Origin of the sequence: Rhizobium sp. NLR22b (genome assembly GCF_019685295.1) — a bacterium.
Lineage (GTDB): Bacteria > Pseudomonadota > Alphaproteobacteria > Rhizobiales > Rhizobiaceae > Rhizobium.
In genome coordinates this window covers 539,455-562,113 of record NZ_JABDWM010000001.1, presented here as the reverse complement: position 1 = coordinate 562,113, position 22,659 = coordinate 539,455, and the positions used below count along the sequence as shown (strand labels likewise).

Genomic DNA, 22,659 nt, shown 5'->3' with positions numbered 1-22,659 from the left:
CGATGTGCCGTCGCCCACCGGCTAAGCAACGAACGGATGAACAGGGGTGACGGCCTCCGCGCGGGTTCGGCGCGCGGATGCGGAGGAGGAACCATGACCGGAGCACAGGAATTCGAACGCGTCCTCGACGGCAGCGACAAGAACGTCGCCTCCTTCGAGCACCAGGGCGTCCCGCTGATCAAGCGTGCCCAGCATTTTCTGCACTCGACACCGGCCGCCGTGCCGCTGATCGTATTGGTGCTGGCGATCATCATCTTCGGGGTAGCGCTCGGCGGACGTTTCTTCTCGTCCTATACGCTGACGCTGATCCTGCAGCAGATCGCCATCGTCGGCATTCTTGGCGCCGCCCAGACGCTGGTCATCCTGACGGCCGGCATCGACCTTTCGATCGGCGTCATCATGGTGATCTCGGCCGTCATCATGGGCAATGTCGCCATCACCTACGGCATACCGACGCCGATCGCGGTGATTGGAGGCCTGCTGGTCGGCGGCCTGTGCGGCCTGCTGAACGGCTTCCTCGTCGCCTTCATGAAGCTGCCGCCCTTCATCGTCACGCTCGGCACCTGGAATATCGTCATGGCGACGAATTTTATCTATTCCGCCAATGAGACGATCCGCGACACCGATGTCGACGAACAGGCGCCGCTGCTGCATCTTTTCGCCGCGAGCTTCAAGGTAGGCAGCGCCGTGCTCACCCTCGGCGTTATTGCCATGGTGCTGCTCGTGCTGCTGCTCTGGTATGTGCTCAACCACACCGCCTGGGGCCGGCATGTCTATGCGGTCGGCGACGATCCGGAAGCCGCCAAGCTCTCCGGTATCCAGACGAAGAGGGTGCTGCTCACCGTCTATACACTGTCGGGCGTCATCGCCGCCTTCGCTGCCTGGGTCTCGATTGGCCGCAACGGCTCGATTTCGCCGTCCTCGGCGGTGACCGATTATAACCTCCAGGCGATCACCGCCACCGTGATCGGCGGCATCTCGCTCTTCGGCGGCCGCGGTTCCATTCTCGGCACGCTGTTCGGGGCCATGATCGTCGGCGTCGTGTCGATGGGCCTCAACATGCTCGGCGCCGATCCGCAATGGAAAGTCCTTTTGACCGGCGTGCTGATCATCGCCGCCGTCGCCATCGATCAGTGGATCAGAAAGGTTTCGGTATGACCATGGCTGTCGAACCCATTCTCACCGCCCGCGGCCTCGTCAAGCGTTATGGACGCGTGACCGCGCTCGACAATGCCGATTTCGACCTCTACCCGGGTGAAATCCTTGCCGTCATCGGCGATAACGGCGCCGGCAAGTCGTCGCTCATCAAGGCCATTTCAGGTGCGGTCACCCCCGACGAGGGCGTGATTACGCTCGAAGGCCGGCAGGTGCAGTTCCGCTCGCCGATGGAGGCGCGCGAAGCCGGCATCGAAACCGTCTACCAGAACCTTGCTCTGTCGCCAGCGCTGTCGATCGCCGACAACATGTTCCTCGGCCGCGAGATCCGCAAAAAGGGCCCGCTCGGCTCGCTGTTCCGCATGCTCGACCGGCCGGCCATGGAAAAGCTGGCGCGCAACAAGCTCTCCGAACTCGGCCTGATGACCATCCAGAACATCAACCAGGCGGTGGAGACGCTGTCCGGCGGTCAGCGCCAGGGTGTCGCCGTCGCCCGCGCCGCAGCCTTCGGCTCGAAGGTCATCATCATGGACGAACCGACGGCCGCCCTCGGCGTCAAGGAAAGCCGGCGCGTGCTGGAGCTGATCCTCGACGTGCGCGCCCGCGGCCTGCCGATCGTGCTGATCTCGCACAATATGCCGCATGTCTTCGAGGTCGCCGACCGGATCCATATCCACCGTCTCGGCCGGCGCCTGACGGTGATCAATCCGAAGGAGTACACCATGTCCGACGCCGTCGCCTTCATGACCGGCGCCAAGGCGGTGCCGACGGAGCCCGTTGCGGCATGAGCGTACGCATCGACGACATCGCCGGCGAGGTGCTTTCCCGCGCCGGCGATGCCAAGCGTTTCCTGATCGCCGTCGCCGGGCCGCCGGGGGCGGGTAAATCGACCATGGCCGACAATCTGGCGGCGGCGCTGAAAGCCAAGGGCGAAAGCGCCGCAGTCCTGCCGATGGACGGCTTCCACATGGACAATGCCATCCTGATCGAGCGCGGCCTCTTGGCGCGCAAGGGCATTCCCGAGACCTTCGATGTCAGAGGCTTCCTCGATATCATCCGCGCCGTCCGCCGGGCCGACCAGGAGGTTCTGGCGCCGGTCTTCGACCGTTCCCGGGAACTCGCCATCGCCTCGGCCCGGCCGATCGATCCCAAGGACCGTTTCATCATCGTCGAGGGCAATTATCTGCTCTTCACGCAGGGCAAATGGGCCGAGCTCGACGGCATCTTCGATTTTTCGATCATGCTGGCGCCGCCGATCGCGGTGCTCGAGGAGCGGCTCTGGGCACGCTGGCGCGGTTACAACCTCGATGAGGAGGCCGCCAGCGCCAAGGTTTACGGCAACGACCTGCCGAACGGCCGGCTGATCCTCGAAAATCGCCGCCCGGCCGATGTGACGCTGGAGATCGCGCTGGCATAACGTCGCGGCGATCGGCTTGACGACCATGCCGGCCGAACTTGTGCAGCGGTGGGATGGCGACATGCAGGAAATTGCGTTGGAGCGCCTCGCATGAATCAATTTCAATGCGACGCGCTTTAGTGCTATCAGGCCGCAGACGCATCGCTTCGGAGGCCTGCCATGCAATCGATCACCATCCGACGTCCCGACGACTGGCACCTGCATCTGCGCGACGGCGCCATGCTGGAAGGCGTGATCGCCGATACGAGCCGCACCTTCGCCCGCGCCATCATCATGCCCAATCTGGTGCCGCCGGTCGTCACCACCGCGGATGCGAAGGCCTATCGCGAGCGCATCCTCAAGGCGTTGCCGGACGGCCACCGCTTTCAGCCGCTGATGACGCTTTATCTGACCGAACACACCAGCCCCGACGATGTGGCGGAGGGTGCGAAGAGCGGCCTCATCACCGCCGTCAAGCTTTATCCCGCCGGCGCCACCACCAATTCGCATGGCGGCGTGCGTGACATGGAGAAGGCGATGCCGGTGCTGGAGCGCATGGCTGCGATCGGTCTGCCGCTCTGCGTCCATGGCGAGGTGACGACGCCCGATGTCGATATTTTCGACCGTGAGGCCGTCTTCATCGACACCGTGCTCGATCCGCTGCGCCGGCGCCTGCCCGAATTGAGGGTGACGATGGAGCATGTGACGACCGCAGACGGCATCGATTACATCAAGGCGGCCAAATCAAACCTCGCCGGCTCGATCACCACCCACCATCTGATCATCAACCGCAACACGATCCTCGTCGGCGGCATCCGCCCGCATTATTACTGTCTGCCGGTCGCCAAGCGCGAGAACCACCGGCTGGCGCTGCGCGCCGCCGCCGTCAGCGGCGACAAACGCTTCTTCCTCGGCACCGATTCCGCCCCGCATGTCGATCCGCTGAAGGAATGCGCCTGCGGCTGCGCCGGCATCTACACCTCGATCAATACGATGAGCTGCCTTGCCCATGTCTTCGAGGAGGAGGGTGCGCTCGACAGGCTCGAAGCCTTCGCCTCGCTGAACGGGCCGGCCTGGTACGGGCTTCAGCCGAACGAGGAACGGATCACGCTGTCGAAGCAGGCCGAGCCGGTCGTCTTTCCCGCCAAGATAGAAACCGGCGCCGGCCCGGTAACGGTCTTCGATCCGATGTTTCCCCTGCATTGGCAGGTAGTGACGTAGGAGGTGCTTCCGCCTTTTTCTATTTTAAATGGAATATTCATGTTAAGTGGCGCGCAGACGTTAGACGCCTAACATTTTCATTGTGCAATGCATCATTTGTTAACGGGTGCATAAGACATTTCTCTCCGCGGAACCCCACGTTGCCAATTATCTGGCGCGCCACCGCTGCGGAGACTGAAGAAGCATGATGCTTGACTACAACTCCCTTTTGCTGGCGCTCGGCGTCTCCGCGGCCTGCCTTGCCGTCACATTGATGGGAAGCTGGCTGGTGCGCCGGGCCGAAACCGTGCTGCTCACCGCCACCATCGGTCTGGTCCTCGTCGTCAGCGGCATTTTCGTCTACAGCGCCTATGTGAGCAGGCCTGATACAGGCTTCGCCATTGGCAGTTTCATGCTGTTCCATGCCGGCTTCGCCACCATCTGGGGCGCGGGCAAACAGTTCCTTACCGGCCGCCTGTCGATCGTTGCCACTGCCATCCGGGCCCTGGCGGCGATGACCTTCTCGATCGTGCCGATGGTTGCCGGATATGACGGTTTAGCCTTCATCGCCGACAATCTCGCCATCGCCCTGCTGCTCTTTGCCACCGCCCGGCAATATTGGCTCGCCCGCGCCGAAGCCCCGGCGCCGCTGCTCGGCATCGCGGCGCTCTATACGCTGACGGCAATTTCCTTCGTTCTCTGCGCCGCCGTGCTGATTGCCGATGGCAAGCTGGTGCTCGGCAAGGCGCCCAGCAACTGGGCGGAGGATCTGAGCCTTGCCGTCTGCATCGCCGGCATGACCGGCATCGGCGCGCTGTCGCTGGCGCTGCATCAATGGCGGCTCGCCGCCCGCCATCGCCTCGAGGCGATTACCGATCCGCTGACCGGCCTGCTCAACCGCCGCGCCGTCTTCGACGAGTACGGCACGCGCCCAATGGGATCGACCACCGCCATCATCGTCTTCGATATCGACCATTTCAAATCCGTCAACGACCGCTATGGCCATGCGAGCGGCGACCGCGTGATCACCGTCTTCGCCGAGGAACTCGCCGCCAATTGCCGCCCCGGCGATACCGCCGCGAGGCTCGGGGGCGAAGAATTTGCGCTGGTGCTGAAACAGGTCATGCCAGGCCGGGCCGAACTGACGGCTGAGCGGATCCGCAGGGCCTTCGAGGCGCGAGAGATTCCGATCGACGGTGAGGTGTTGAGATGCACAGTGAGCGTCGGCGTTGCGCCCGGCCGCTCGCAGCCACTGGATTTCGACACCATGCTGAGTGCCGCCGATAAGGCGCTTTACGCCGCCAAGCGCGCCGGCCGCAACCGCGTCGAGCTTGCCGCCCACCTGCAGGCGGTGCCCCTCGAGGCATCGCGCACGGCGTCTTGATCCGGGACGACGCGTCTCATACGATCGCCCTTGGCCGGATGCGGCCAGCCGCCCGCGACGCATCAGCGTTATGGTGAATGCATCCAGAGATATCCTTCACATCCCTTGCCGTTTGGCGATCGATGGCGAACGGGTCAGCAGACGCGGGCACTGATCGTCCTGTTTGCCGCCGACGGAAGGATTCACTATGCGCGATTTTCGCGATGCCAAGCTCATGGCAAAGACATTGCGGCAAGCCCTTGCCGACCGCAATATTTCTCTCACCCACAGCGAGACGCTCGAAATCGTCGCCCGGCAATTCGGGCTCGAGCAATGGAATATCCTCTCGGCCAAGATCGATGCGGCGGGTTCAGGCCGCGCCGCCATCGGCATCGAGCCGCCGATGCCGATCTTCCGTATCTTCTCGGTCGAAAAGGCGATGGAATTCTATTGCGGTTTCCTCGGCTTCACGCTCGACTGGGAACATCGCTTCGGCGAAAACTTCCCGCTCTATTGCCAGGTGTCGCGTGAGGGTATGGCGCTGCACTTGAGCGAACATTCCGGCGACGCCAGCCCCGGCGCCAAGGTCTTCGTCCGCGTCGCCAATGTGCGCGCCTATCACGCCGAACTCATCGGCAAGGATTACCGCTATATGAAGCCCGGCGTCGAGGAAGCGCCCTGGGGGCTGGAGATGACCGTCATCGATCCCTTCAGTAATCGCATCGTCTTTTGCGAGCAGAAATAACCGAGGAGACAGTCGGTCAACTCCTCTTTCGGAATGCTCGAACTGTTTGAAGGCTGACCGTTGCAGAATGTATCTGTGGCGACGGTCACCACACGCGATGCCGTTGCCGCGAAGTCATGCCATATCCCCATCCCCATTCCTGTCCTCGGGCTTGACCCGAGCACAGGAATGGGGATGGGGTGAGCGTCCGTTTCCAAGGCGAAAGGAAGGCAGCGGCACCCTCCAACGTCCCTCATCCTCGAGGCTCTCGGATGAGGCCTGCGCCCTGCTAAATCATCATCAGCGCCCGCACAAAAGCGACCGAGGCAAGCAGCGAGGCGATGGTGCGTACATGGTTCCACCACGTCCAGTCCCGGAGATAGGCCGTCCAAAGCGCCGCCGCTTCCGCGCCGCCGCCGCTGACCTTTTCCAGTGCGTCGTTCATCGGCACGTTGAAGATGATCGTCGAGAGGAAGGAGGCAAAGACATAGAGGGCTGCACCCCCCAGCATCAGCGCGGACGCCCCGCCGCGCCAGTTGATCAGCGCCAGCACAGCAATGACCAGGCAGAGGATCGCCGTCGGTACGAACAGCGCCATGAAGGGCGAGCGGACGATCGTCACGTTGATCGAATTCATCGCGGCAATGCCCTGTTCCGCCGGAATGCGCGAGAAGGCGGTCATGATGAAGGTGGAGAAGGCGAAGAAGATGCCGGCGACCAAGCCGCTGCCGATCGCCGCGGCGACGAGGGAAAGAATGAGGACCATCTGCATGTCGAAACTCCTTCCTGATGAAACAAGAGAAACTCTCTTGTTTGTAAAATCGGATAAACTCTCTTATTTTCCTTGTCAACAGGCAAAGGAGAGAACATGTCGGGGCAGCCGGCGGCAACGCGCAGACGTCACCAGGACCATAGCGGCCAGCCGCGACGCATCCCGCGCCAGCAGCGCGGCCGCGAGCGTTTCGAAAAAATCCTCGCCGTCGCCGCCGAACTGATCGAAAGTCATGGCAGCGACGGCCTGAAGATGAGCGAGATCGTCGAAAAGGCGGGCCTTTCCTTCGGCGCCCTCTACCAGTATTTCCCCGACAAGAGCGCCATCATCCGGACATTGGCCGAACGCTTCAACGAGGAGGGCCGGCGCTGTGTCGAGGCGGAACTGGCGAAGGTCGTCGACGCCGCGGCCCTGCCAGGCGCGCTCGCCAGGATCGTCGACGAATATTACGCCTTCTTCCGCCGCGAGCCCGTGATGCGCGACATCTGGCACGCGACCCATACCGACAAGCTGCTGCAGCAGGTCGACGCCGAAGATATGGAATTCCATGCTCAGGCGTTTCTCGCCCTGCTCGTGCGCCTCTGGCCGGATCGGGACCGCAGCGAACTTCAGGCGATCGCCCGGCTGACGATGCAGCTGCTTGCCGCCGCCGTGCGTTATGCCGTTTCGCTGGATGCCGAGGAGGGGGCCCGAACGATCGCCCTGTTCAAGACGATGCAAGGGCCCGATATCGGCCGTCTCTTGCTGGAATAGCTCGCCTGCGTCTGGAAACGGTGGGCGCTTGCTGCTATTGCCGGAGACGCAAAACCGAAGGAGAGCCCGATGATCCAGACCGCATTTCCCGACCGCGCCCTGATGGCCGAACTGGTGGCCAAGATGCTCTGGGAGATCAAGGCGGTGCATTTCAATGCGGCCCAGCCTTACAAGCTCTCTTCCGGCATGGCGAGCCCGGTCTATATCGATTGCCGCAAGCTCTTGTCCTACCCGCGCATCCGTTCGACGGTGATGGATTTTGCCGCCAGCACGCTCTTGCGCGATGCCGGTTTTGAGCAGTTCGATTGCATCGCCGGCGGCGAGACCGCCGGCATTCCCTTCGCCGCCCTGCTCGCCGATCGCCTCGGCCTGCCGATGATCTATGTCCGCAAGCAGCCGAAGGGCCATGGCCGCAATGCCCAGATCGAAGGCAATATGCCGGACGGTTCGCGCGTGCTCGTCATCGAGGACCTGACGACGGCCGGCGGCAGCATGTTCAAGTTCATCGACGCCATTCGCGCCGCCGGCGGCATTGTCGATCACGGCATCGCGCTGTTCTTCTACGGCATTTTCGGCGACCAGCGTTTTGCCGACGGCAAGGTTAGGCTGCATCACATCGCCACTTGGCGCAGCGTCCTTGCGGTTGCCAGGGCAGAGAAGCTTTTCGACGACAAGACGCTTGCAGAGGTCGAGGCCTTCCTCGACGCGCCACTGGCATGGTCGGCGAGGAATGGTGGAGTCAGTGAGCTTTCGCTCTAATCGGTTGACAAAAGCTCACTTAAGCGCTTGATGAAGATAGAAATGCTGTTGGGAGGAATCCGATGATTTTGTGCTGCGGCGAAGCCCTGATTGACATGCTGCCGAGGGACACGACGCTTGGCGAAAAGGGCTTTGCGCCCTATGCCGGCGGCGCGATCTTCAACACCGCCATCGCGCTCGGCCGCCTCGGCATTCCCACCGCCTTCTTCACCGGCATTGCCGACGACATGATGGGCGAAATCCTGCTGGCGACGCTGAAGGCGAGCAACGTCGATTACAGCCCATGCGCCATCACCCCGCGGCCCTCGACGATCGCCTTCGTCAAGCTCGTCAACGGCCAGGCGACCTATGCCTTCTATGACGAAGGCACGGCCGGCCGGATGATCACCGAGGCCGACCTGCCGACGCTTGACGATGATTGCGAAGCACTGCATTTCGGCGCGATCAGCCTGATCCCGAGCCCCTGCGGCGAAACCTACGAAGCCTTGCTCGACCGCGAAGCCGCCCGCCGCGTGATTTCCCTCGACCCCAACATTCGCCCGGGCTTCATCAAGGACAAGCCGGCGCATATGGCCCGCATCCGGCGCATGGCGGCAAAGGCCGACATCGTCAAATTTTCCGACGAGGATCTCGACTGGTTCGGGCTCCAAGGTGACCACGACGCGCTCGCCGCCCATTGGCTCGCCCACGGCGCCAAGCTCGTCGTCATCACCAAGGGCGCCGAAGGCGCGTCCGGCTATACCAGGGATCGCAAGGTGACGGTGCCGAGTGAACGCGTTGCCGTCGTCGACACGGTCGGCGCCGGCGATACCTTCGACGCCGGCGTGCTGGCCTCGCTGAAGATGGACAATCTGCTGAGCAAAGAACAGGTCGCCTCGCTCGACGAACAGGCGGTGCGCAACGCCCTGACGCTCGGCGCCAAGGCGGCCGCCGTCACCGTCTCCCGCGCCGGCGCCAATCCGCCATGGGCGCACGAGATCGGGCTTTAAGGCTTAAGCGAGCATCGGCCCCTCATCCGCCGGCACCTTCCTCCCGCTTCCGGGGCGAAGGAAATGTGCCGCGACGTTCCGATTTCCTCTTCTCCCCGTGGGGAGAAGAGATATGCGGCAACGTTTCGATCCCCTCTTCTCCCGTCGGGGATCCGAAGGACCGGTCGGCACCGATCGATCAAGAAACGATCCGGGAGTCACCCCCCGGTTGAAGCTCTGGAGCGGTCACCAGATCCCGCAGGAAGGTTTCGCACCACAGTGAGACATCGTGCGAGAGCAGGTGTTCCATCATCATGCTCCAGCGGTCGCGGCGCTCCTCGAGCGACATGGCAAGGCCGCGGGCAAGCGCATTGGCGGTGCCCTCGACATCATAGGGATTGACCAGCAGCGCGCCCCTCAACTCCCGTGCCGCACCGGCGAAGCGCGACAGCACCAGAACGCCCGGGCGATCCGGATCCTGGGCGGCGACATATTCCTTGGCGACGAGGTTCATGCCGTCGCGCAACGGCGTCACCAGCCCGATCCTCGCCAGGCGGTAGAGGCCGGCGAGCACGTTGCGGCTGATCGATCGGTTGACATAGCGGATCGGTACCCAGTCGACCGTTCCGATGCCGCCGTTCACGCGGCCGGCCTGTTCGGCGACCATCTTCTGCATATGCTCGTATTCGGGGACCTCCGATCGCGATTTCGGCGTGACCTGCAGATAGGTGACCTTGTTCTGGTAGGCGGGATTGGTGGTCAGGAAGCGTTCGAACGCTTCCAGCCGCTGAATGATGCCCTTCGAATAATCGAGGCGGTCGACGCCGATGATCATATCCCGGCCTTCGATGCTGCGCCGGGTCTTTTGCACCATGATATTGTTTGCGGCTTTCTCGGCGAATTCGGCGAATCCAGCAGTCTCGATCCCGATCGGATAGGCGCCGGCCTTGAAAATCCGCCCGTGGGAATCGAACAGCCCGTTTCCGAGGTCGTCGCCGATGCCCTCCCGTCTCAAGTAACCGGCGAAGTTCTGGAGGTCGTAATCGGTCTGGAAGCCGACGAGATCGTAATGGGAGAGGCCGCGCATGATCTCTTCATGAACGGGCATGGTGACGAGAATATCGGCCGGCGGCCAGGGAATGTGCAGGAAGAAGCCGATCCTGTTCTTCAGCCCCATTTGCCGCAGTTCGGCGGCCAGCGGAATCAGGTGGTAATCATGAACCCAGATGATGTCGTCCTTCTCGATCATCGGCGCCAGCCGGTGCGCGAAGAAACGGTTGACGCGGAAATAGCCGGCCATTTCCTTCCGGCCATATTCGGCGAGGTCGAGGCGGTAGTGACAGATCGGCCAGAGAACGCGGTTTGCAAAGCCGCGATAATATTCCTCGACATCGGTGTCGGTGAGATCGGTCAGCGCATAGGTGATGTTGCCCTTCTGCAGCAGCGAGAGCGGGCCAGGCTCCCTTTCTCCGCTCGACTCTCCCGACCATCCCATCCAGATGCCGCCGCGCGCCTGCAGGGCTGCCTGCAGCGCAACCGCGAGGCCGCCGGCCGCGGCACTGCCATCCTTGGCTGGCATGGGGACACGATTGGAAACGACGATAAGACGGCTCATGAGCTTCCTTTAGTGATGATGAAACGTGAAAACGCTCTGTGCCGGGCGCCTTGGAGAGCCTTATGGACGGGGCAGGGACGATCCGATGCTGGCGCCGCCATCGAAAGGACACGTCCGGACGCGAGTGGCCCATGTATAGGCTTCGGAAAACGGTGAAACGGGGTGTCGTCCCCGGTTTGATAGGCCATGTCGTCGGAAGTACCCTGCGCACAGATTTTGCTTGAATCTAGGGCGACGACGGTGGATTGAAAGAATTCTTTCTACAATTTTCTATTAGCGGAACGTTCAATCCGGTTTCGCACCAACAGCCCATCGACACCGATGCGCTGGCCTGGCCGATATCAGGTCATCATTTGCGGCCGCATGACGCTGTCGTCCGATCCGCCCCGGGCGCGTGAATTTCCTGGTAATGCTGAAGCCGGCCTCCGCTCCTTGCCAGCCGCCGGCACCGCCCTTCAGACCCGCTTGCGGGGCGAAGGGATATATACCGCAGCCTCGCGCCTCCCTCTTCTCACCGGCGAGGAGGATACGCCGCGACCTCTCCGTTCCCCTACTCCCTCGCCCGGTTACGAGGCTCCGCAGGACGGGTCGAGACCAGTGGCTCGACCCCGAGGGTTAGGGTGAGGGGCGAGCCCGGCTTTCGAAACTTACTTCGCAAGCTTCGCCAGCGCCGCAACCAGCCCCTGGGTGGAGGAATCGTGGCTCGCCGCACTCTCTTTGCCCTCGACGACGGGCAGCAGGCCCGTTGCCAGTTCCTTGCCGAGTTCGACGCCCCACTGGTCGAAGGAGTTGATGCGGAAGAGCACGCCTTCGACGAAGACGCGATGTTCGTAGAGCGCGATCAGACGGCCGAGCGCATAGGGGGTCAGCTTGTCGTAGACGAAGGTGATCGACGGGCGGTTGCCCTGGAAGACGCGGTGCGGCGCGATGAAATCGGCCTTCTTGTCGTCCATGCCCTTGTCGGTCAGCTGCTTCTTGGCTTCCGCGAAGGTGCGGCCCTTCATCAGTGCTTCAGACTGGGCAAGCACGTTGGAGATCAAGAGCTGGTGTTGGTGGCGCAACTCCGACTCGAAGGCATTGGCGGCGATCATGAATTCGGCCGGGATGATGCTCGTGCCCTGATGGATGAGCTGGTAGAAGGCGTGCTGGCCATTGGTGCCGGGTTCGCCCCAGACGACCGGGCCGGAATTGCCCTCGACCGGCGTGCCGTCGATGGTGACGCCCTTGCCGTTCGATTCCATGTCGAGCTGCTGCAGATAGGCCGGGAAACGCGACAGGCGCTGGTCGTAGGGCAGGATGGCGCGGGTGGGATAGTTCAGCACATTGCGGTGGTAGAAGCCGATCAGGCCGAGCAGCATCGGCAGGTTTTCGGTAATCGGCGCCTTACGGAAGTGGTTGTCGACCGCATGCGCGCCGTCGAGGAACTTGCCGAAATTCTCAGGCCCGATCGCGATCATCAGCGGCAGGCCGATCGCCGACCAGATCGAGTAGCGGCCGCCGACCCAATCCCAGAAGCCGAAGACGCGGGCGCTGTCGATGCCGAAGGCGGCGACCTTGTCGAGCGCCGTCGAGACGGCGGCGAAGTGGTGCTGCACGGCCGATTCGCCGAGCGCCTTCGCGATGAAATTGCGTGCCGTCTGCGCATTGGTCATCGTCTCGACGGTCGTGAAGGTCTTCGAGGCGACGATGAACAGCGTCGTTTCCGGCTGCACCAGCTTCAGGATGTCGGCAATATGGGCACCGTCGATATTGGAGACGAAATGGGCGCGCGGGCCGTCATGGAAGGGGGCAAGCGCCAGCGTCGCCATGACGGGGCCAAGATCGGAGCCGCCGATGCCGATATTGATGACGTCGGTGATCGTCTTGCCGGTGACGCCCTTCAGCGTGCCGGAGCGGATGTCGTCGGCAAACTTGCCCATGGCGGCAAGCACGGCGTTGACGTCAGGCATGACATCCTTGCCGTCCACCAGAACAGGCGTATTCGACCGGTTGCGTAGCGCCGTGTGCAGGACGGCGCGGTCCTCGGTGAAGTTGATCGCCTTGCCGGAGAACATCTCCTCGCGCTTCTTCTCGACGCCGCCTTCTTCGGCAAGCCTGACCAAAAGCTTGAGGATCTCGTCGTTCACCGCCGTCTTGGAAAAGTCCATCAGCAGATCGTCGAGCGAGACGGAAAAGCGCGAAAAGCGCTGCGGATCGGCGGCGAAGGCGGCGCGGAGATCGGTCGCCTTGGTGGCATCAGCGGTGCTTTTCAGCTGTTCGACGATGGCGTTCATGGGAGGCTCCTTTTGAGGCGGAAAGGTTGCGGAAACTATTCGCTTTCTCAGGCGCAAATCAAGTTCAGCCGCCGCTCCAAATATGAAAAATCATCCGCGGCGAGCGGAGGGCTTTAATTTCATCAGATCGTCAAATTTAGCCGCGCAGGTCCTTGCGCAGGATCTTGCCGACAGGCGACTTCGGCAGTTCGGCGCGGAATTCGATGAAACGCGGGCGCTTGTAGTTGGTAAGATTGGCGATGCAATGGGCCCTCACCTCCGCCTCCGTCAGGGTCGGATCCTTTCTGACGACGAAGAGCTTGACCGCCTCGCCGGAATGCCCGTCCGGCACGCCGATCGCCGCCGCCTCCAGGATGCCGGCATGCATGGCGGCGACTTCCTCGATCTCGTTCGGATAGACGTTGAAGCCGGAAACGAGGATCATGTCCTTCTTGCGGTCGACGATCTTGGTGTAACCGCGCTCGTCCATGAAGCCCATGTCGCCCGAGCGGAAATAGCCGTCTGATGTCATCACCCGCGCCGTTTCCTCCGGCTTCTGCCAATAGCCGGCCATCACCTGCGGCCCGCGGATGCAGATCTCGCCGATTTCGCCTGTTGGCAGCGAACGGCCCTCCTCGTCGCGGATATCGAGTTCGGTCGAGGGAAGCGGCAGGCCGATCGAGCCGGTGAACTCGGGCGAATCGAAGCGGTTGGCGGTGGCGACAGGCGACGTCTCGGAAAGGCCGTAGCCCTCTGTCACCGCCGTGCCCGTTATCTTCAACCAGCGTTCGGCAACCGGGCGCTGGACGGCCATGCCCCCGCCAAGCGACATGATGAGAGAGGAGAAATCGAGCTTGGCGAATTCGGCGTTGTTCATCAGCGCGTTGAACAGCGTGTTAAGGCCGGGGAAGATATGAATGTTCGACCTTCCGAATTCCTTGACGAGGCCGGGAATATCGCGCGGGTTGGCGATCAGGATATTGTGGGCGCCGAGCGACATGCCCATCAGCGAATTCACCGTCAGCGCGAAGATGTGGTAGAGGGGCAGCGCGCAGAGGAAGTTCAGCACCTCCGGTTGTTTCTTGCGCTGGAAAGCCGATCGCAGCCAGAGCGACAGCTGCAGCTTGTTGGCGAGCAGGTTCTGATGCGTGAGCACCGCGCCCTTGGCAATGCCCGTTGTGCCGCCGGTATATTGCAGGAAGGCGATGTCGCCGCCCGCAAGCGTGACCGGGCGGAGACTTTTCCTTGCGCCTTCGCTGAGCACCTGACCGAAGCTCTTATGCTGAGGGATCGACCAGGAGGGAACGAGCTTCTTTACCTTGCGCACGACGAAATTGACCATCAGCCCCTTCGGCCCCAGCATTTCGCCGAGCGAGGTGACGACGACATGGCGCAGGTCGGTCTTGTTGAGGACCTGCTCGACGGTACGGGCGAAATTCTCCAGCACGAAGATCGCTTTGGCGCCGGAATCACGCAGCTGGTGTTCGAGTTCGCGCGGCGTATAGAGCGGATTGACGTTGACGACCACCAGGCCGGCCCGAAGGATCGCATAGGTGGCGACGGGGTTCTGCAGGACATTCGGCATCATCACCGCGACGCGGTCGCCTTTCTCGAGGCCGATGCTCTGCAGCCAGGCGGCGACCTTGCGCGTCTGGCTTTCGAGCTCGCGGTAGCTCATCGCCCTGCCCATGCTCGAAAAAACCGTCCGGTCGGCGTAACGGGCGCAGGATTTTTCCAAAAGCTCGGCAAGCGAGGCATATTCCAGCGGCGGCAGTTCGGCCGGAACCATATCGGGATAGGTGGCAAGCCAGGGCTTGTCCGCTTTTGCTCCGTTCGGATGGACGGAAATGCTGCTCATCGTGTCTCTCTCTCCCTTGCGACCGCCGCGCCGGTCGAGCCCTGGTCGACCGGCTCTCATTGACCGGAAGCATCCTCCATCTTCCAGTCCGGCAGCTTATGCCATTGCCTGAACGGTTCAAGCCGAATGAAGCTATACTAACCTTGACGTAAACGTCAACAATCAGGCCCGGTGCGGTCATGGAAAGGCAGGGAACTTTGAGTCCGCGTTGGCGTTGACCTTTCATACCAACCATGAGGAAACACCAAAGGAGGTTCAAATGTTGAATCAGGACACCGACGCCAGCCGCCGTGACCCGAACGCCAAGGAAACGCATTCGCTGATCGCCAGCGACCGCGTCGAAGGCACCCGCGTCTATGGCGCCGATGGCCGGCATATCGGCTCGATCGAACGCCTGATCATCGGCAAGCGCGACGGCCGCGTCGCCTATGCCGTGCTAAGCTTCGGCGGCTTCCTGGGCATTGGTCATGACCACTATCCGTTGCCTTGGGAAAAGCTGAATTACGACACCCAGCTGGACGGCTACCGCATCGACCTGACCAAGGAGCAGATCGAAGGCGCACCCAGCTATTCGGACGATGACGACACTTGGTACAACGACAATGGCCGCCGGGTGTATGATTATTACGGCGTGCCGCCCTACTGGATGTAACCTCGTTCGATGGACCGAGCTGGAAGGCCCCCGTTGGCAGCGGGGCCTTTTGGTGTGTGGTGACCGTCGCCACGCCCCCTGTGCCAGGGTCGGCGCTCACCCTAACCCTCTCCCCGTAAAAACGGGGCGAGGGGACGGATGAGGGGCTTTCACCGACCCGCGAGTAGATCATTGGCCGATCGCAGCACCGTGCCGATAGCAATGTCATCAGCCTCAATCACCTTCGCCGTCCTCACGTCAAACACATGGCTCTCCCCCGGCAGCAGCGTCACCAGCATCGAATCGACGACCGCGTCCGGATCCAGCCGATCCGTCATCAGGCAGAGATCCTTGAGAAAATTCTCGGCCTTCACCTTGACCGCGTAACCATCCTCTATCGCAGTCACATCGACGCTCAGCCGCGGCGCCGGCAGGGCAAGGTCGATATCCTCGACGAAATAGTGAAACGCTCGCCGGTCGAGCATGTCGACGACAACGACCTCGTCCTTCGGTAAATCCGGCCTGACGACCTCCTCGGGCAGCGGAAACTCCCTGGCCTCGAAGCGGTCGCAGAGCAGCCGCCAGAATTCGAATTCCGCAAGCACGCTGCCATCGAGCCTCAGGCGTTTGCCGCTGATCTTGGCTCGCCAGAACAGCGTCCTCTCGTTGATCGCCACCGCTGCCAGTCCGCCGTCGCGCCGCTGGATCGTTAGCAGGCGCGGGTCATAGGCCGCCTTCAGCGCATACCAGAGCGGCTTGCGGCGTCCGGCCGAATCGAGGGCGGCCCAGGAGGTTACCGGCCAGCAGTCGTTGAACTGCCAGACCACCGCGCCCTTGCAGATTGCCCGGTGCGAGCGCATGTGCTCGATGCCGAAGCGGATGGCGCGCGCCTGGTTGAGCTGGGTGGCGAAGTGCCAGTCGTCCATCGTCCTTGGCACCGGCAGATGGCCGGCCAACCCGCGGATCAGCTTGTCATTGCCCTGCGTCGCCTTCTGGTGGTGGAAGACGCCGTTCGATTGCGGCGTCAGCGGCTGATCGTGGACGCTCTCTTCGATCGTCGCCCAATTGGCCGGCGCCTGCCAGCCGAATTCGGAGCAAAAACGCGGGATGTAGTTGCGGTAGACCTCGTAGCCGACATCGTTCCAGACGTCCCAGATATGTTTGCAGCCATGTCCGTCGGCATTCGGCTCGATCTCCATCGAGCCGGAATAGGGGCTGCCGGGATAATAGGGCCGGCGGGGATCGAGTTCGTCGCAGAGCTTCGGCAGCAGGTCGAGATAATAGCCGAGCCCCCAGCTCTCGCCCGCCTTGACGATCGGCCGCCAGCCCCATTCGTCGAAACCCCAGATATTCTCGTTATTGCCGTTCCAGAGGACCAGCGAAGCATGCGGCATCAGCCGCACGACATTGTCGCGCACCTCCGCCTCGACCTCGCTTCGAAGCGGCTCCTCCTCCGGATAGGCGGCGCAGGCAAAGAGGAAATCCTGCCAGACCAGCATGCCCATGCGGTCGCAGGCTTCGTAGAATTCGTCGCGCTCGAAGATGCCGCCGCCCCAGACGCGCAGCATATGAATATTGGCGCTCCTCGCCTCTTCGATCCGGGCAGCATAACGCTCGCGCGTCACCCGCGAGGGAAAACAATCGTCGGGGATCCAGTTGGCGCCGGCGATGAACAACGGCACGTCATTGATGACGAAGGTGAAGGCCGAACCGTACGCATCTGCAGCGGTATCGAGCCTGAGCGAACGGAAACCGAGCTCGCGCTCAAAGCTGTCGAGCCGATCGCCGCTGGCCTCATCGATCAGCGTAAGCGTCAGCGGATAGAGCGGCTGGGCGCCGAGATGATGTGGCCACCAGAGCTGCGGCGAGGGCAGCGTGATCTCGAACGAAACCTCGTCTTCGCTGGCGGCGATCGTAACCGACGTCGTCACATCGCCGATCTCGGCGACCAGCCGGAACGGCCTGGAATTGCTGTGGCGCGCCAGTCTTGCATGCACCGTCACCAGCCCGTCGCCGCCGGCAAGCGTGGCCGACGCCCGTGTCTCGGCGAGCCGCGCCCCATCCCAGCTCTCCAGCCTCACCGGCTTCCAGATGCCCGCCGTCACCAGCGTCGGCCCCCAGTCCCAGCCGAAATTGCAGGCCATCTTGCGCATCAGATTGCCCGGCCCCGGATAGTTGTTGGGCCGGTAGCCGTAATGTTTTTCCATCTCAGCGCCATAGGCGTAGGCGGAGCGGAAGGTGACGGAGAGTTCGTTGGCGCCAGTCTTCAGCAGACCTGAAACATCGAAACGGTAGGTGCGGTGCATGTTGAATGTCCGGCCGATCTCTTCGCCGTTGAGGCTGATGACCGCGATCGTATCCAGCCCGTCGAAGACGAGTTCCTGCACTCTGCCATCGTCGGGCGTTGCCTCGAAGCGGCAGCGATAGGTCCAGTCCGCCCTGCCGATCCAGTCATTGGTGATCTCGTTGACATCGATATAGGGATCGGGGATCAGCCGGCTGGCGAGAAGGTCGGTATGGACGCATCCCGGCACCGTCGCCGGCATCGCATCCGGCAGGTCGGGTCTTCCTGTATCGTTGCAGGTGAGCGTCCAGCCGGAATTGAGCGCGGTTTTCTCGATCATGGCGGGCTCCTGGTTATGCCGCTCGAAGCTGTGGGATTATGGTTGGATCGGAAGATCGCGCGCCGTCAGAGAAACCGGCCGTGGCGCTGCAGCACTTCGATCTTGTAGCCGTCGGGATCGCTGACGAAGAAGAACAGGCCGAACAACTTGCCGTCGCGGTTGAGCTCCACCAGCTCGCCCGGCTTGAGCCCCAGTTTCACCATGCGCTCGCGCTCGACGGCGACTTCTTCGACCGAGACGGCGAGATGGCCATAGCCTTTGCCGAGATCATAGGGTTCGGTGCGGCCCTTGTTGACGGTCAGCTCCAGCTCGAAGCCGGTCTCGGCATTGCTCAGATAGATCAGCGTGAAGGTGTCGAAATCGACACGGTCGGCAACCGAGAGACCGAAGGCCTTGCCGTAGAACTCGACCGAGCGCGCCTCGTCGAGAACGCGGATCATGGAGTGGATCATCTTCGCCAAGGCGGCCTCCCGTTCAATCGATCACCGCAGCCTTGGTAGCGGTCCTCTTACACCGGGCGCAAGCCGATTCTTCGCGTGATCGCCGCTTCGACGAGGCCCATGGCGTCATAGATCAGTACCGCCATCAGCCCGACGATCAGCCCGCCCTGCAGGATGAAGGCGGTATTGTCCGATATCAGCCCGGCGATGATCACCTCGCCGAGACCCTTGGCGGCAACCGTCGAGCCGATGGTCGCCGTGCCGATATTGATCACGGTCGCGACCTTCAGCCCTTCGAGGATCAGCGGCAGCGCAAGCGGCAGCTCGACGCGCGTGAGCCGCTGCGTGCCGTTCATGCCCATGCCGTCGGCCGCGTCGAGCACCTGCGGCGACACCTGCTTCAGGCCGGCGACGGTGTTTTCGAAGATCGGCAGCAGGCCGTAGAGGAAGAGCGCGATCAGCGTTGGCATGGCGCCGAAGCCGGTGGCGGGCACGGCGAGCGCCAGAACGGCGACCGGCGGGAAGGTCTGGCCGGCATTGGCGATGGCGCGCGACAGCGGCAGGAAATCCGCGCCGCTTTCCCGCGTCACGAAGATGCCGCCGGCAACGGCGAGCACGGCGCTGCAGACGATCGATCCGATCACCAGTTGCAGATGTCCGAGCGCCAGCGAGACAAGGCTGTTCTGCGTATAGACAGCGGGCGCATTGTTGCTGGTCAGCGGCGTCAACAGGAAGGAAAGCCACTGGGTCCTGAAAAGCAGGATCAGCAGCAAGCCGAGTGCGGTCAGCCGGAAGAGATTGGCGACGACGAGTTTCATGCCTTGCGGCCCAGTTCGAGCAGCCTTGTCATCGAGATCGATCCCACCGGCGCCTTTTCGCCATCCTGCACCGCCGCCTCGTCGACCCCCTGCCAGATCATTTCGGCGAGCGCATCGCGAAGGCTGAGCGACTGCGGCAGGGCATAGGCGAGGCCGCTCTTGGCCGGCTCCATGCTCTCCTTCAGCGGCAGCAGCGACATCAGCTTCAGCGCCCGGTCGGAGGTGCCGGTCAGTTGCTGCACGAAGGGATCGGCCGGTTCGGTGAGGATCTTTTCCGGAGTCGAGCATTGCAACAGTCGCCCCTGGCTCATCACGGCGATCTGGTTGCCGAGATGAAAGGCCTCGTCCATGTCGTGGGTGACGAGGATGACGGTCGTGCCGAACTGCTTCTGGATCGCCAGGAGATCATCCTGCGCCTTTCCGCGGATGACGGGATCGAGCGCACCGAAGGGCTCGTCCATCAACAGCAGTTCCGGTTCGGCGGCGAGGGCGCGGGCGACGCCGACGCGCTGCTGCTGGCCGCCGGAAAGCTGATGCGGATATTTCTCGGCGAACTCGGCCGGATCGAGGTTGAAAAGCCCGAGCAGTTCCTCGACGCGGGCGGCTATGCGCCTGGAATCCCATTCGAGCAGCTGCGGCACTGTGGCGATATTCTGCGCCACGGTCCGGTGCGGAAACAGTCCGTGCCCCTGGATCGCATAACCGATCCGGCGGCGGAGCTCGGTCACCTCGACATCCATCACATTCTGGCCGTTGACGAAGATCTGGCCCTCGCTGATCGGCACCAGCCGGTTGATCATCCGCATCAGCGTCGATTTGCCCGAGCCCGACGTGCCGACGATGACAGTGATCTCGCCCTTTTCGACGTTCATCGAGACCTTGTCGACGACGGTGGCAGCACCATAGCGTTTGGTGACGTTCCTGATCTCGATCGTGCTCATGCGGCAGGTCCCCGGATGCTGTCGATGACCGCATCGAGGATGACGGCCGATGAGAAGGCGAAGAAGACGGTCGGCACGGCGCCGAGCAGGACGAGGTCCATCGCCGTCTGGCCGAGCCCCTGGAAGATGAAGATGCCGAAACCGCCGCCGCCGATCAGCGCGGCAATCGTCACCATGCCGATTGCCTGCACCAGTACGATGCGGATGCCGGTGAGGATGACCGGAAAGGCAAGCGGCATGTCGATGCCAAAGAGGATCTGCCGGCGCGTCAGCCCCATGCCGGCGGCGGCATCGCGCACCGAGGGGTCGACGCCCTGCAGGCCGACGACGGTATTGGCGACGATCGGCAGCAGCGAATAGAGCACGAGTGCAATCAAGGCAGGCGCCGTGCCAATGCCGCGAATGCCGATGGCAGCAGCAAGCGGCACATGGGTGGCGAGATAGCCGAGCGGCAGCATCAACAGGCCGAAGAGCGCCAGGCTCGGGATCGTCTGGATCAGGCTTAGGCCCTGCAGCACGACGGCCCTGAGCTTCGGCACCCAGAAGCACAGAATGCCGAGCGGCAGGCCGAGAGTGATGGCGATAACGAGCGAGCCGAGCGCCAGCAGCAGATGTGAGAATGCCTCGGTCTCGAACTGTGCCGACCGCGTCGAGAATTCCTTCATGATCGAGAGGCTGTCCAGCAGGCCGGAGGCGAGAAAGGCGAAGAGCAGCGCCGCGTAGACGCCAAGCGCTGCCACCCGCATCCAGGGCGCCAGCCGGATCTTGACCAGCGCGTCCGATATGATGAGCCCGATCACCGCGAACAGCACCCAGAAGCCGCCGCCGGGCGTCATGCGCGCCACCGTGCTGCCGGGCGGCGTCGCCGCGGTCGAGACCAGGCCGATCGCAGCGATCAGTGCGGCAAGGCAAAGGGTGGCAATGACGAGCCGCGCCATGGCATTTCGGAGAAACAAGGTGGCGAGGGCGGTCAGGACGAGAAGGGCGGTCAGGATGATGACGGAGGGCTGGGGAAGAAGCTGCGTCAGCAGCATCGGCTTGCCGGCGGCGATGCGGTTCGCCTTGACGTAGATGAAGGGCATCAGTGCCGTCGCCGCAATGCCGCCCGCCACCAGAACCACGCCGAGCCGATCCAGCCTGCGGACCGTTGAGCTTTCTTCCATCAATCCAACCCTGTCTGGCCGACCCTGTCGTCAGGGAGGCTCCGCCCGCGACGGGGCGGAGCGGCAATGATTACTTCAGGAAGCCTTTTTCCTTGAGATAGGCTTCGGCAACAGACTTTGCCGGCTCGCCGTCCACCTGGATCTTGGCATTGAGCTTGCGCAACTCGTCGGCGCTCAGGCTCTTGAAGATCGGCGAGAGGATTTCCTCGATCTTCGGATTGGCCTTCAGCACCTCTTCGCGGATGATCGGGGTCGGCGCATAGACCTGCTGCACGTTCTTGTCGTCTTCGAGAACGGTGAGCTCGGCCGCTTCGATCGCGCCGTCGGTGCCGTAGACCATCGCGGTGTTGACGCCGTTCGTCTGGTCGGCGGCCGCCTTGATCGTCGCCGCGGTATCGCCGCCGGAAAGAACGACCATCTGGTCGGGCTTCAGCTGGAAGCCATAGGTGGTCTGAAAGGCGGGCAGCGCGCCGGCCGAATTGACGAATTCGGCGGAAGCCGCAAGCTTGGCAGCGCCGCCGCCGGCGACCCATTTGCCGAAGTCAGTCAGGCTCTTCAGCTTGTTCGGCTGGGCGACGTCATTGCGCACGGCGAGCGCCCAGGTGTTATTAGCCGGCGACGGCGTCAGCCAGACGATCTTGTTGGCCTCGTAGTCGAGCTTCTTCGCCAGCTCGTAACCCTGGTCGATGTTCTTCCAGGCGGCGTCATCGGCCTTGTTGAAGAAGAAGCCGGCATTGCCGGTATATTCTGGGTAGATGTCGATTTCGCCTGCGGTGATCGCCTTGCGCACCACCGGTGTGGCGCCGAGTGCGATACGGTCCTGCGTCTTGATGCCGTTGGCTTCGAGCGCCAGTGCGATGACGTTGCCGAGCAGCGTGCCTTCCGTGTCGATCTTCGACGAGACGACGACGTCGGCGGCCTGAACCGCGCCCGCTGCGAAGGCGGAGAGCGAAACGGCAAGTGCGAGTTTCTTCAGCATTGAATATCCCCTTTTAAACACCGTGATGAGGCCCAAGCCGGCAAGGCTTGCGCGCAGGAAATCCGCCGGCGAAGGCGGTAAGGCCGCCATCATCCGAATTGCGTGCGTCATGGAAATAGCGTGCCCGCCCGAAAAATCGATGCAAGCCCCCTCCAGTATTTGCGGTCGCGCCGACGATTATGACGGCGAACCTCTTTCCGCGCGCGGAAATGCATTCCCTTTTCCAAGGCCGGCGCGATTTGTTTTTG

Annotated in this window: 20 protein-coding genes; 10 read left to right on the top strand and 10 right to left on the bottom strand. The window is 62.7% G+C overall.

The window, feature by feature from the left end:
- Nucleotides 1-93: 93 nt before the first annotated feature.
- The 6 genes from HJC00_RS02630 (at nt 94) to HJC00_RS02605 (ending at nt 5,859) form a co-directional block, all read left to right on the top strand.
- Nucleotides 94-1,158, top strand: coding sequence for an ABC transporter permease (locus HJC00_RS02630; protein WP_221153833.1), 1,065 nt, complete (start codon nt 94-96; stop codon nt 1,156-1,158).
- 2 nt (nt 1,159-1,160) lie between these two features.
- Nucleotides 1,161-1,943, top strand: a complete 783-nt coding sequence (locus HJC00_RS02625; protein ID WP_210631700.1) for an ATP-binding cassette domain-containing protein — start codon at nt 1,161-1,163, stop codon at nt 1,941-1,943.
- Nucleotides 1,940-2,572, top strand: a complete 633-nt coding sequence (locus HJC00_RS02620; RefSeq protein WP_210629378.1) for a nucleoside triphosphate hydrolase — start codon at nt 1,940-1,942, stop codon at nt 2,570-2,572. Before HJC00_RS02625 ends, HJC00_RS02620 begins: the two co-directional genes overlap by 4 nt.
- 159 nt (nt 2,573-2,731) lie before the next feature.
- Nucleotides 2,732-3,772 carry a dihydroorotase gene (pyrC, locus tag HJC00_RS02615; protein WP_210629377.1) on the top strand — a complete coding sequence of 347 codons (1,041 nt, stop codon included), beginning with the start codon at nt 2,732-2,734 and terminating at the stop codon, nt 3,770-3,772.
- Between the two features lie 184 nt (nt 3,773-3,956).
- Nucleotides 3,957-5,135: a GGDEF domain-containing protein gene (locus tag HJC00_RS02610; protein ID WP_221145853.1), complete on the top strand. Its 1,179-nt coding sequence runs from the start codon at nt 3,957-3,959 to the stop codon at nt 5,133-5,135.
- Nucleotides 5,136-5,322: 187 nt separating this feature from the next.
- The gene (locus tag HJC00_RS02605; RefSeq protein ID WP_221163596.1) at nt 5,323-5,859 is read left to right on the top strand and encodes a glyoxalase superfamily protein; all 537 of its coding nucleotides are present in this window, start codon (nt 5,323-5,325) and stop codon (nt 5,857-5,859) included.
- A gap of 268 nt (nt 5,860-6,127) precedes the next feature.
- On the opposite strand, the gene HJC00_RS02600 is transcribed toward HJC00_RS02605, so the two are convergent.
- The gene (locus HJC00_RS02600) at nt 6,128-6,610 is read right to left on the bottom strand and encodes a DUF1772 domain-containing protein (RefSeq protein ID WP_210629374.1); all 483 of its coding nucleotides are present in this window, start codon (nt 6,608-6,610) and stop codon (nt 6,128-6,130) included.
- A 96-nt stretch (nt 6,611-6,706) separates the two neighbouring features.
- Here HJC00_RS02600 and HJC00_RS02595 point away from each other — a divergent pair, with 96 nt between their 5' ends.
- From HJC00_RS02595 to HJC00_RS02585, 3 genes are all read left to right on the top strand, one after another.
- Nucleotides 6,707-7,363 carry a TetR/AcrR family transcriptional regulator gene (locus HJC00_RS02595; RefSeq protein WP_210629373.1) on the top strand — a complete coding sequence of 219 codons (657 nt, stop codon included), beginning with the start codon at nt 6,707-6,709 and terminating at the stop codon, nt 7,361-7,363.
- A gap of 69 nt (nt 7,364-7,432) precedes the next feature.
- Complete coding sequence (locus HJC00_RS02590; RefSeq protein ID WP_210629372.1) at nt 7,433-8,122, top strand: orotate phosphoribosyltransferase; 690 nt, start codon at nt 7,433-7,435, stop codon at nt 8,120-8,122.
- Between the two features lie 62 nt (nt 8,123-8,184).
- The gene (locus HJC00_RS02585) at nt 8,185-9,111 is read left to right on the top strand and encodes a carbohydrate kinase (protein WP_210629371.1); all 927 of its coding nucleotides are present in this window, start codon (nt 8,185-8,187) and stop codon (nt 9,109-9,111) included.
- A 178-nt stretch (nt 9,112-9,289) separates the two neighbouring features.
- On the opposite strand, the gene otsA is transcribed toward HJC00_RS02585, so the two are convergent.
- The 3 genes from otsA to HJC00_RS02570 all read right to left on the bottom strand — a co-directional run bounded on the left by otsA (nt 9,290) and on the right by HJC00_RS02570 (nt 14,815).
- A complete protein-coding gene (gene otsA / locus HJC00_RS02580) occupies nt 9,290-10,705 on the bottom strand; it encodes an alpha,alpha-trehalose-phosphate synthase (UDP-forming) (RefSeq protein WP_221163595.1) in 1,416 nt (471 codons plus the stop codon).
- Between the two features lie 647 nt (nt 10,706-11,352).
- Nucleotides 11,353-12,978, bottom strand: coding sequence for a glucose-6-phosphate isomerase (gene pgi, locus HJC00_RS02575; protein ID WP_210629369.1), 1,626 nt, complete (start codon nt 12,976-12,978; stop codon nt 11,353-11,355).
- A gap of 136 nt (nt 12,979-13,114) precedes the next feature.
- Nucleotides 13,115-14,815, bottom strand: a complete 1,701-nt coding sequence (locus HJC00_RS02570) for a long-chain fatty acid--CoA ligase (protein WP_221145859.1) — start codon at nt 14,813-14,815, stop codon at nt 13,115-13,117.
- A 259-nt stretch (nt 14,816-15,074) separates the two neighbouring features.
- Here HJC00_RS02570 and HJC00_RS02565 point away from each other — a divergent pair, with 259 nt between their 5' ends.
- Nucleotides 15,075-15,467 (top strand): PRC-barrel domain-containing protein, encoded by a 393-nt coding sequence (locus HJC00_RS02565; RefSeq protein ID WP_037143114.1) that lies wholly within the window; start codon nt 15,075-15,077, stop codon nt 15,465-15,467.
- Between the two features lie 149 nt (nt 15,468-15,616).
- On the opposite strand, the gene HJC00_RS02560 is transcribed toward HJC00_RS02565, so the two are convergent.
- The 6 genes from HJC00_RS02560 to HJC00_RS02535 all read right to left on the bottom strand — a co-directional run bounded on the left by HJC00_RS02560 (nt 15,617) and on the right by HJC00_RS02535 (nt 22,411).
- The gene (locus HJC00_RS02560; protein WP_221163594.1) at nt 15,617-18,070 is read right to left on the bottom strand and encodes a glycoside hydrolase family 2 protein; all 2,454 of its coding nucleotides are present in this window, start codon (nt 18,068-18,070) and stop codon (nt 15,617-15,619) included.
- A 65-nt stretch (nt 18,071-18,135) separates the two neighbouring features.
- On the bottom strand, nt 18,136-18,531 hold the full coding sequence (locus tag HJC00_RS02555; protein ID WP_210629366.1) for a VOC family protein: 396 nt from the start codon (nt 18,529-18,531) through the stop codon (nt 18,136-18,138).
- Nucleotides 18,532-18,578: 47 nt separating this feature from the next.
- A complete protein-coding gene (locus tag HJC00_RS02550; protein WP_221163593.1) occupies nt 18,579-19,328 on the bottom strand; it encodes an ABC transporter permease in 750 nt (249 codons plus the stop codon).
- On the bottom strand, nt 19,325-20,269 hold the full coding sequence (locus tag HJC00_RS02545) for an ABC transporter ATP-binding protein (protein WP_221163592.1): 945 nt from the start codon (nt 20,267-20,269) through the stop codon (nt 19,325-19,327). Before HJC00_RS02545 ends, HJC00_RS02550 begins: the two co-directional genes overlap by 4 nt.
- Nucleotides 20,266-21,432 (bottom strand): ABC transporter permease, encoded by a 1,167-nt coding sequence (locus HJC00_RS02540; protein ID WP_221153841.1) that lies wholly within the window; start codon nt 21,430-21,432, stop codon nt 20,266-20,268. Before HJC00_RS02540 ends, HJC00_RS02545 begins: the two co-directional genes overlap by 4 nt.
- A 70-nt stretch (nt 21,433-21,502) precedes the next feature.
- Complete coding sequence (locus tag HJC00_RS02535; RefSeq protein WP_210629362.1) at nt 21,503-22,411, bottom strand: ABC transporter substrate-binding protein; 909 nt, start codon at nt 22,409-22,411, stop codon at nt 21,503-21,505.
- Nucleotides 22,412-22,659: the final 248 nt, after the last annotated feature.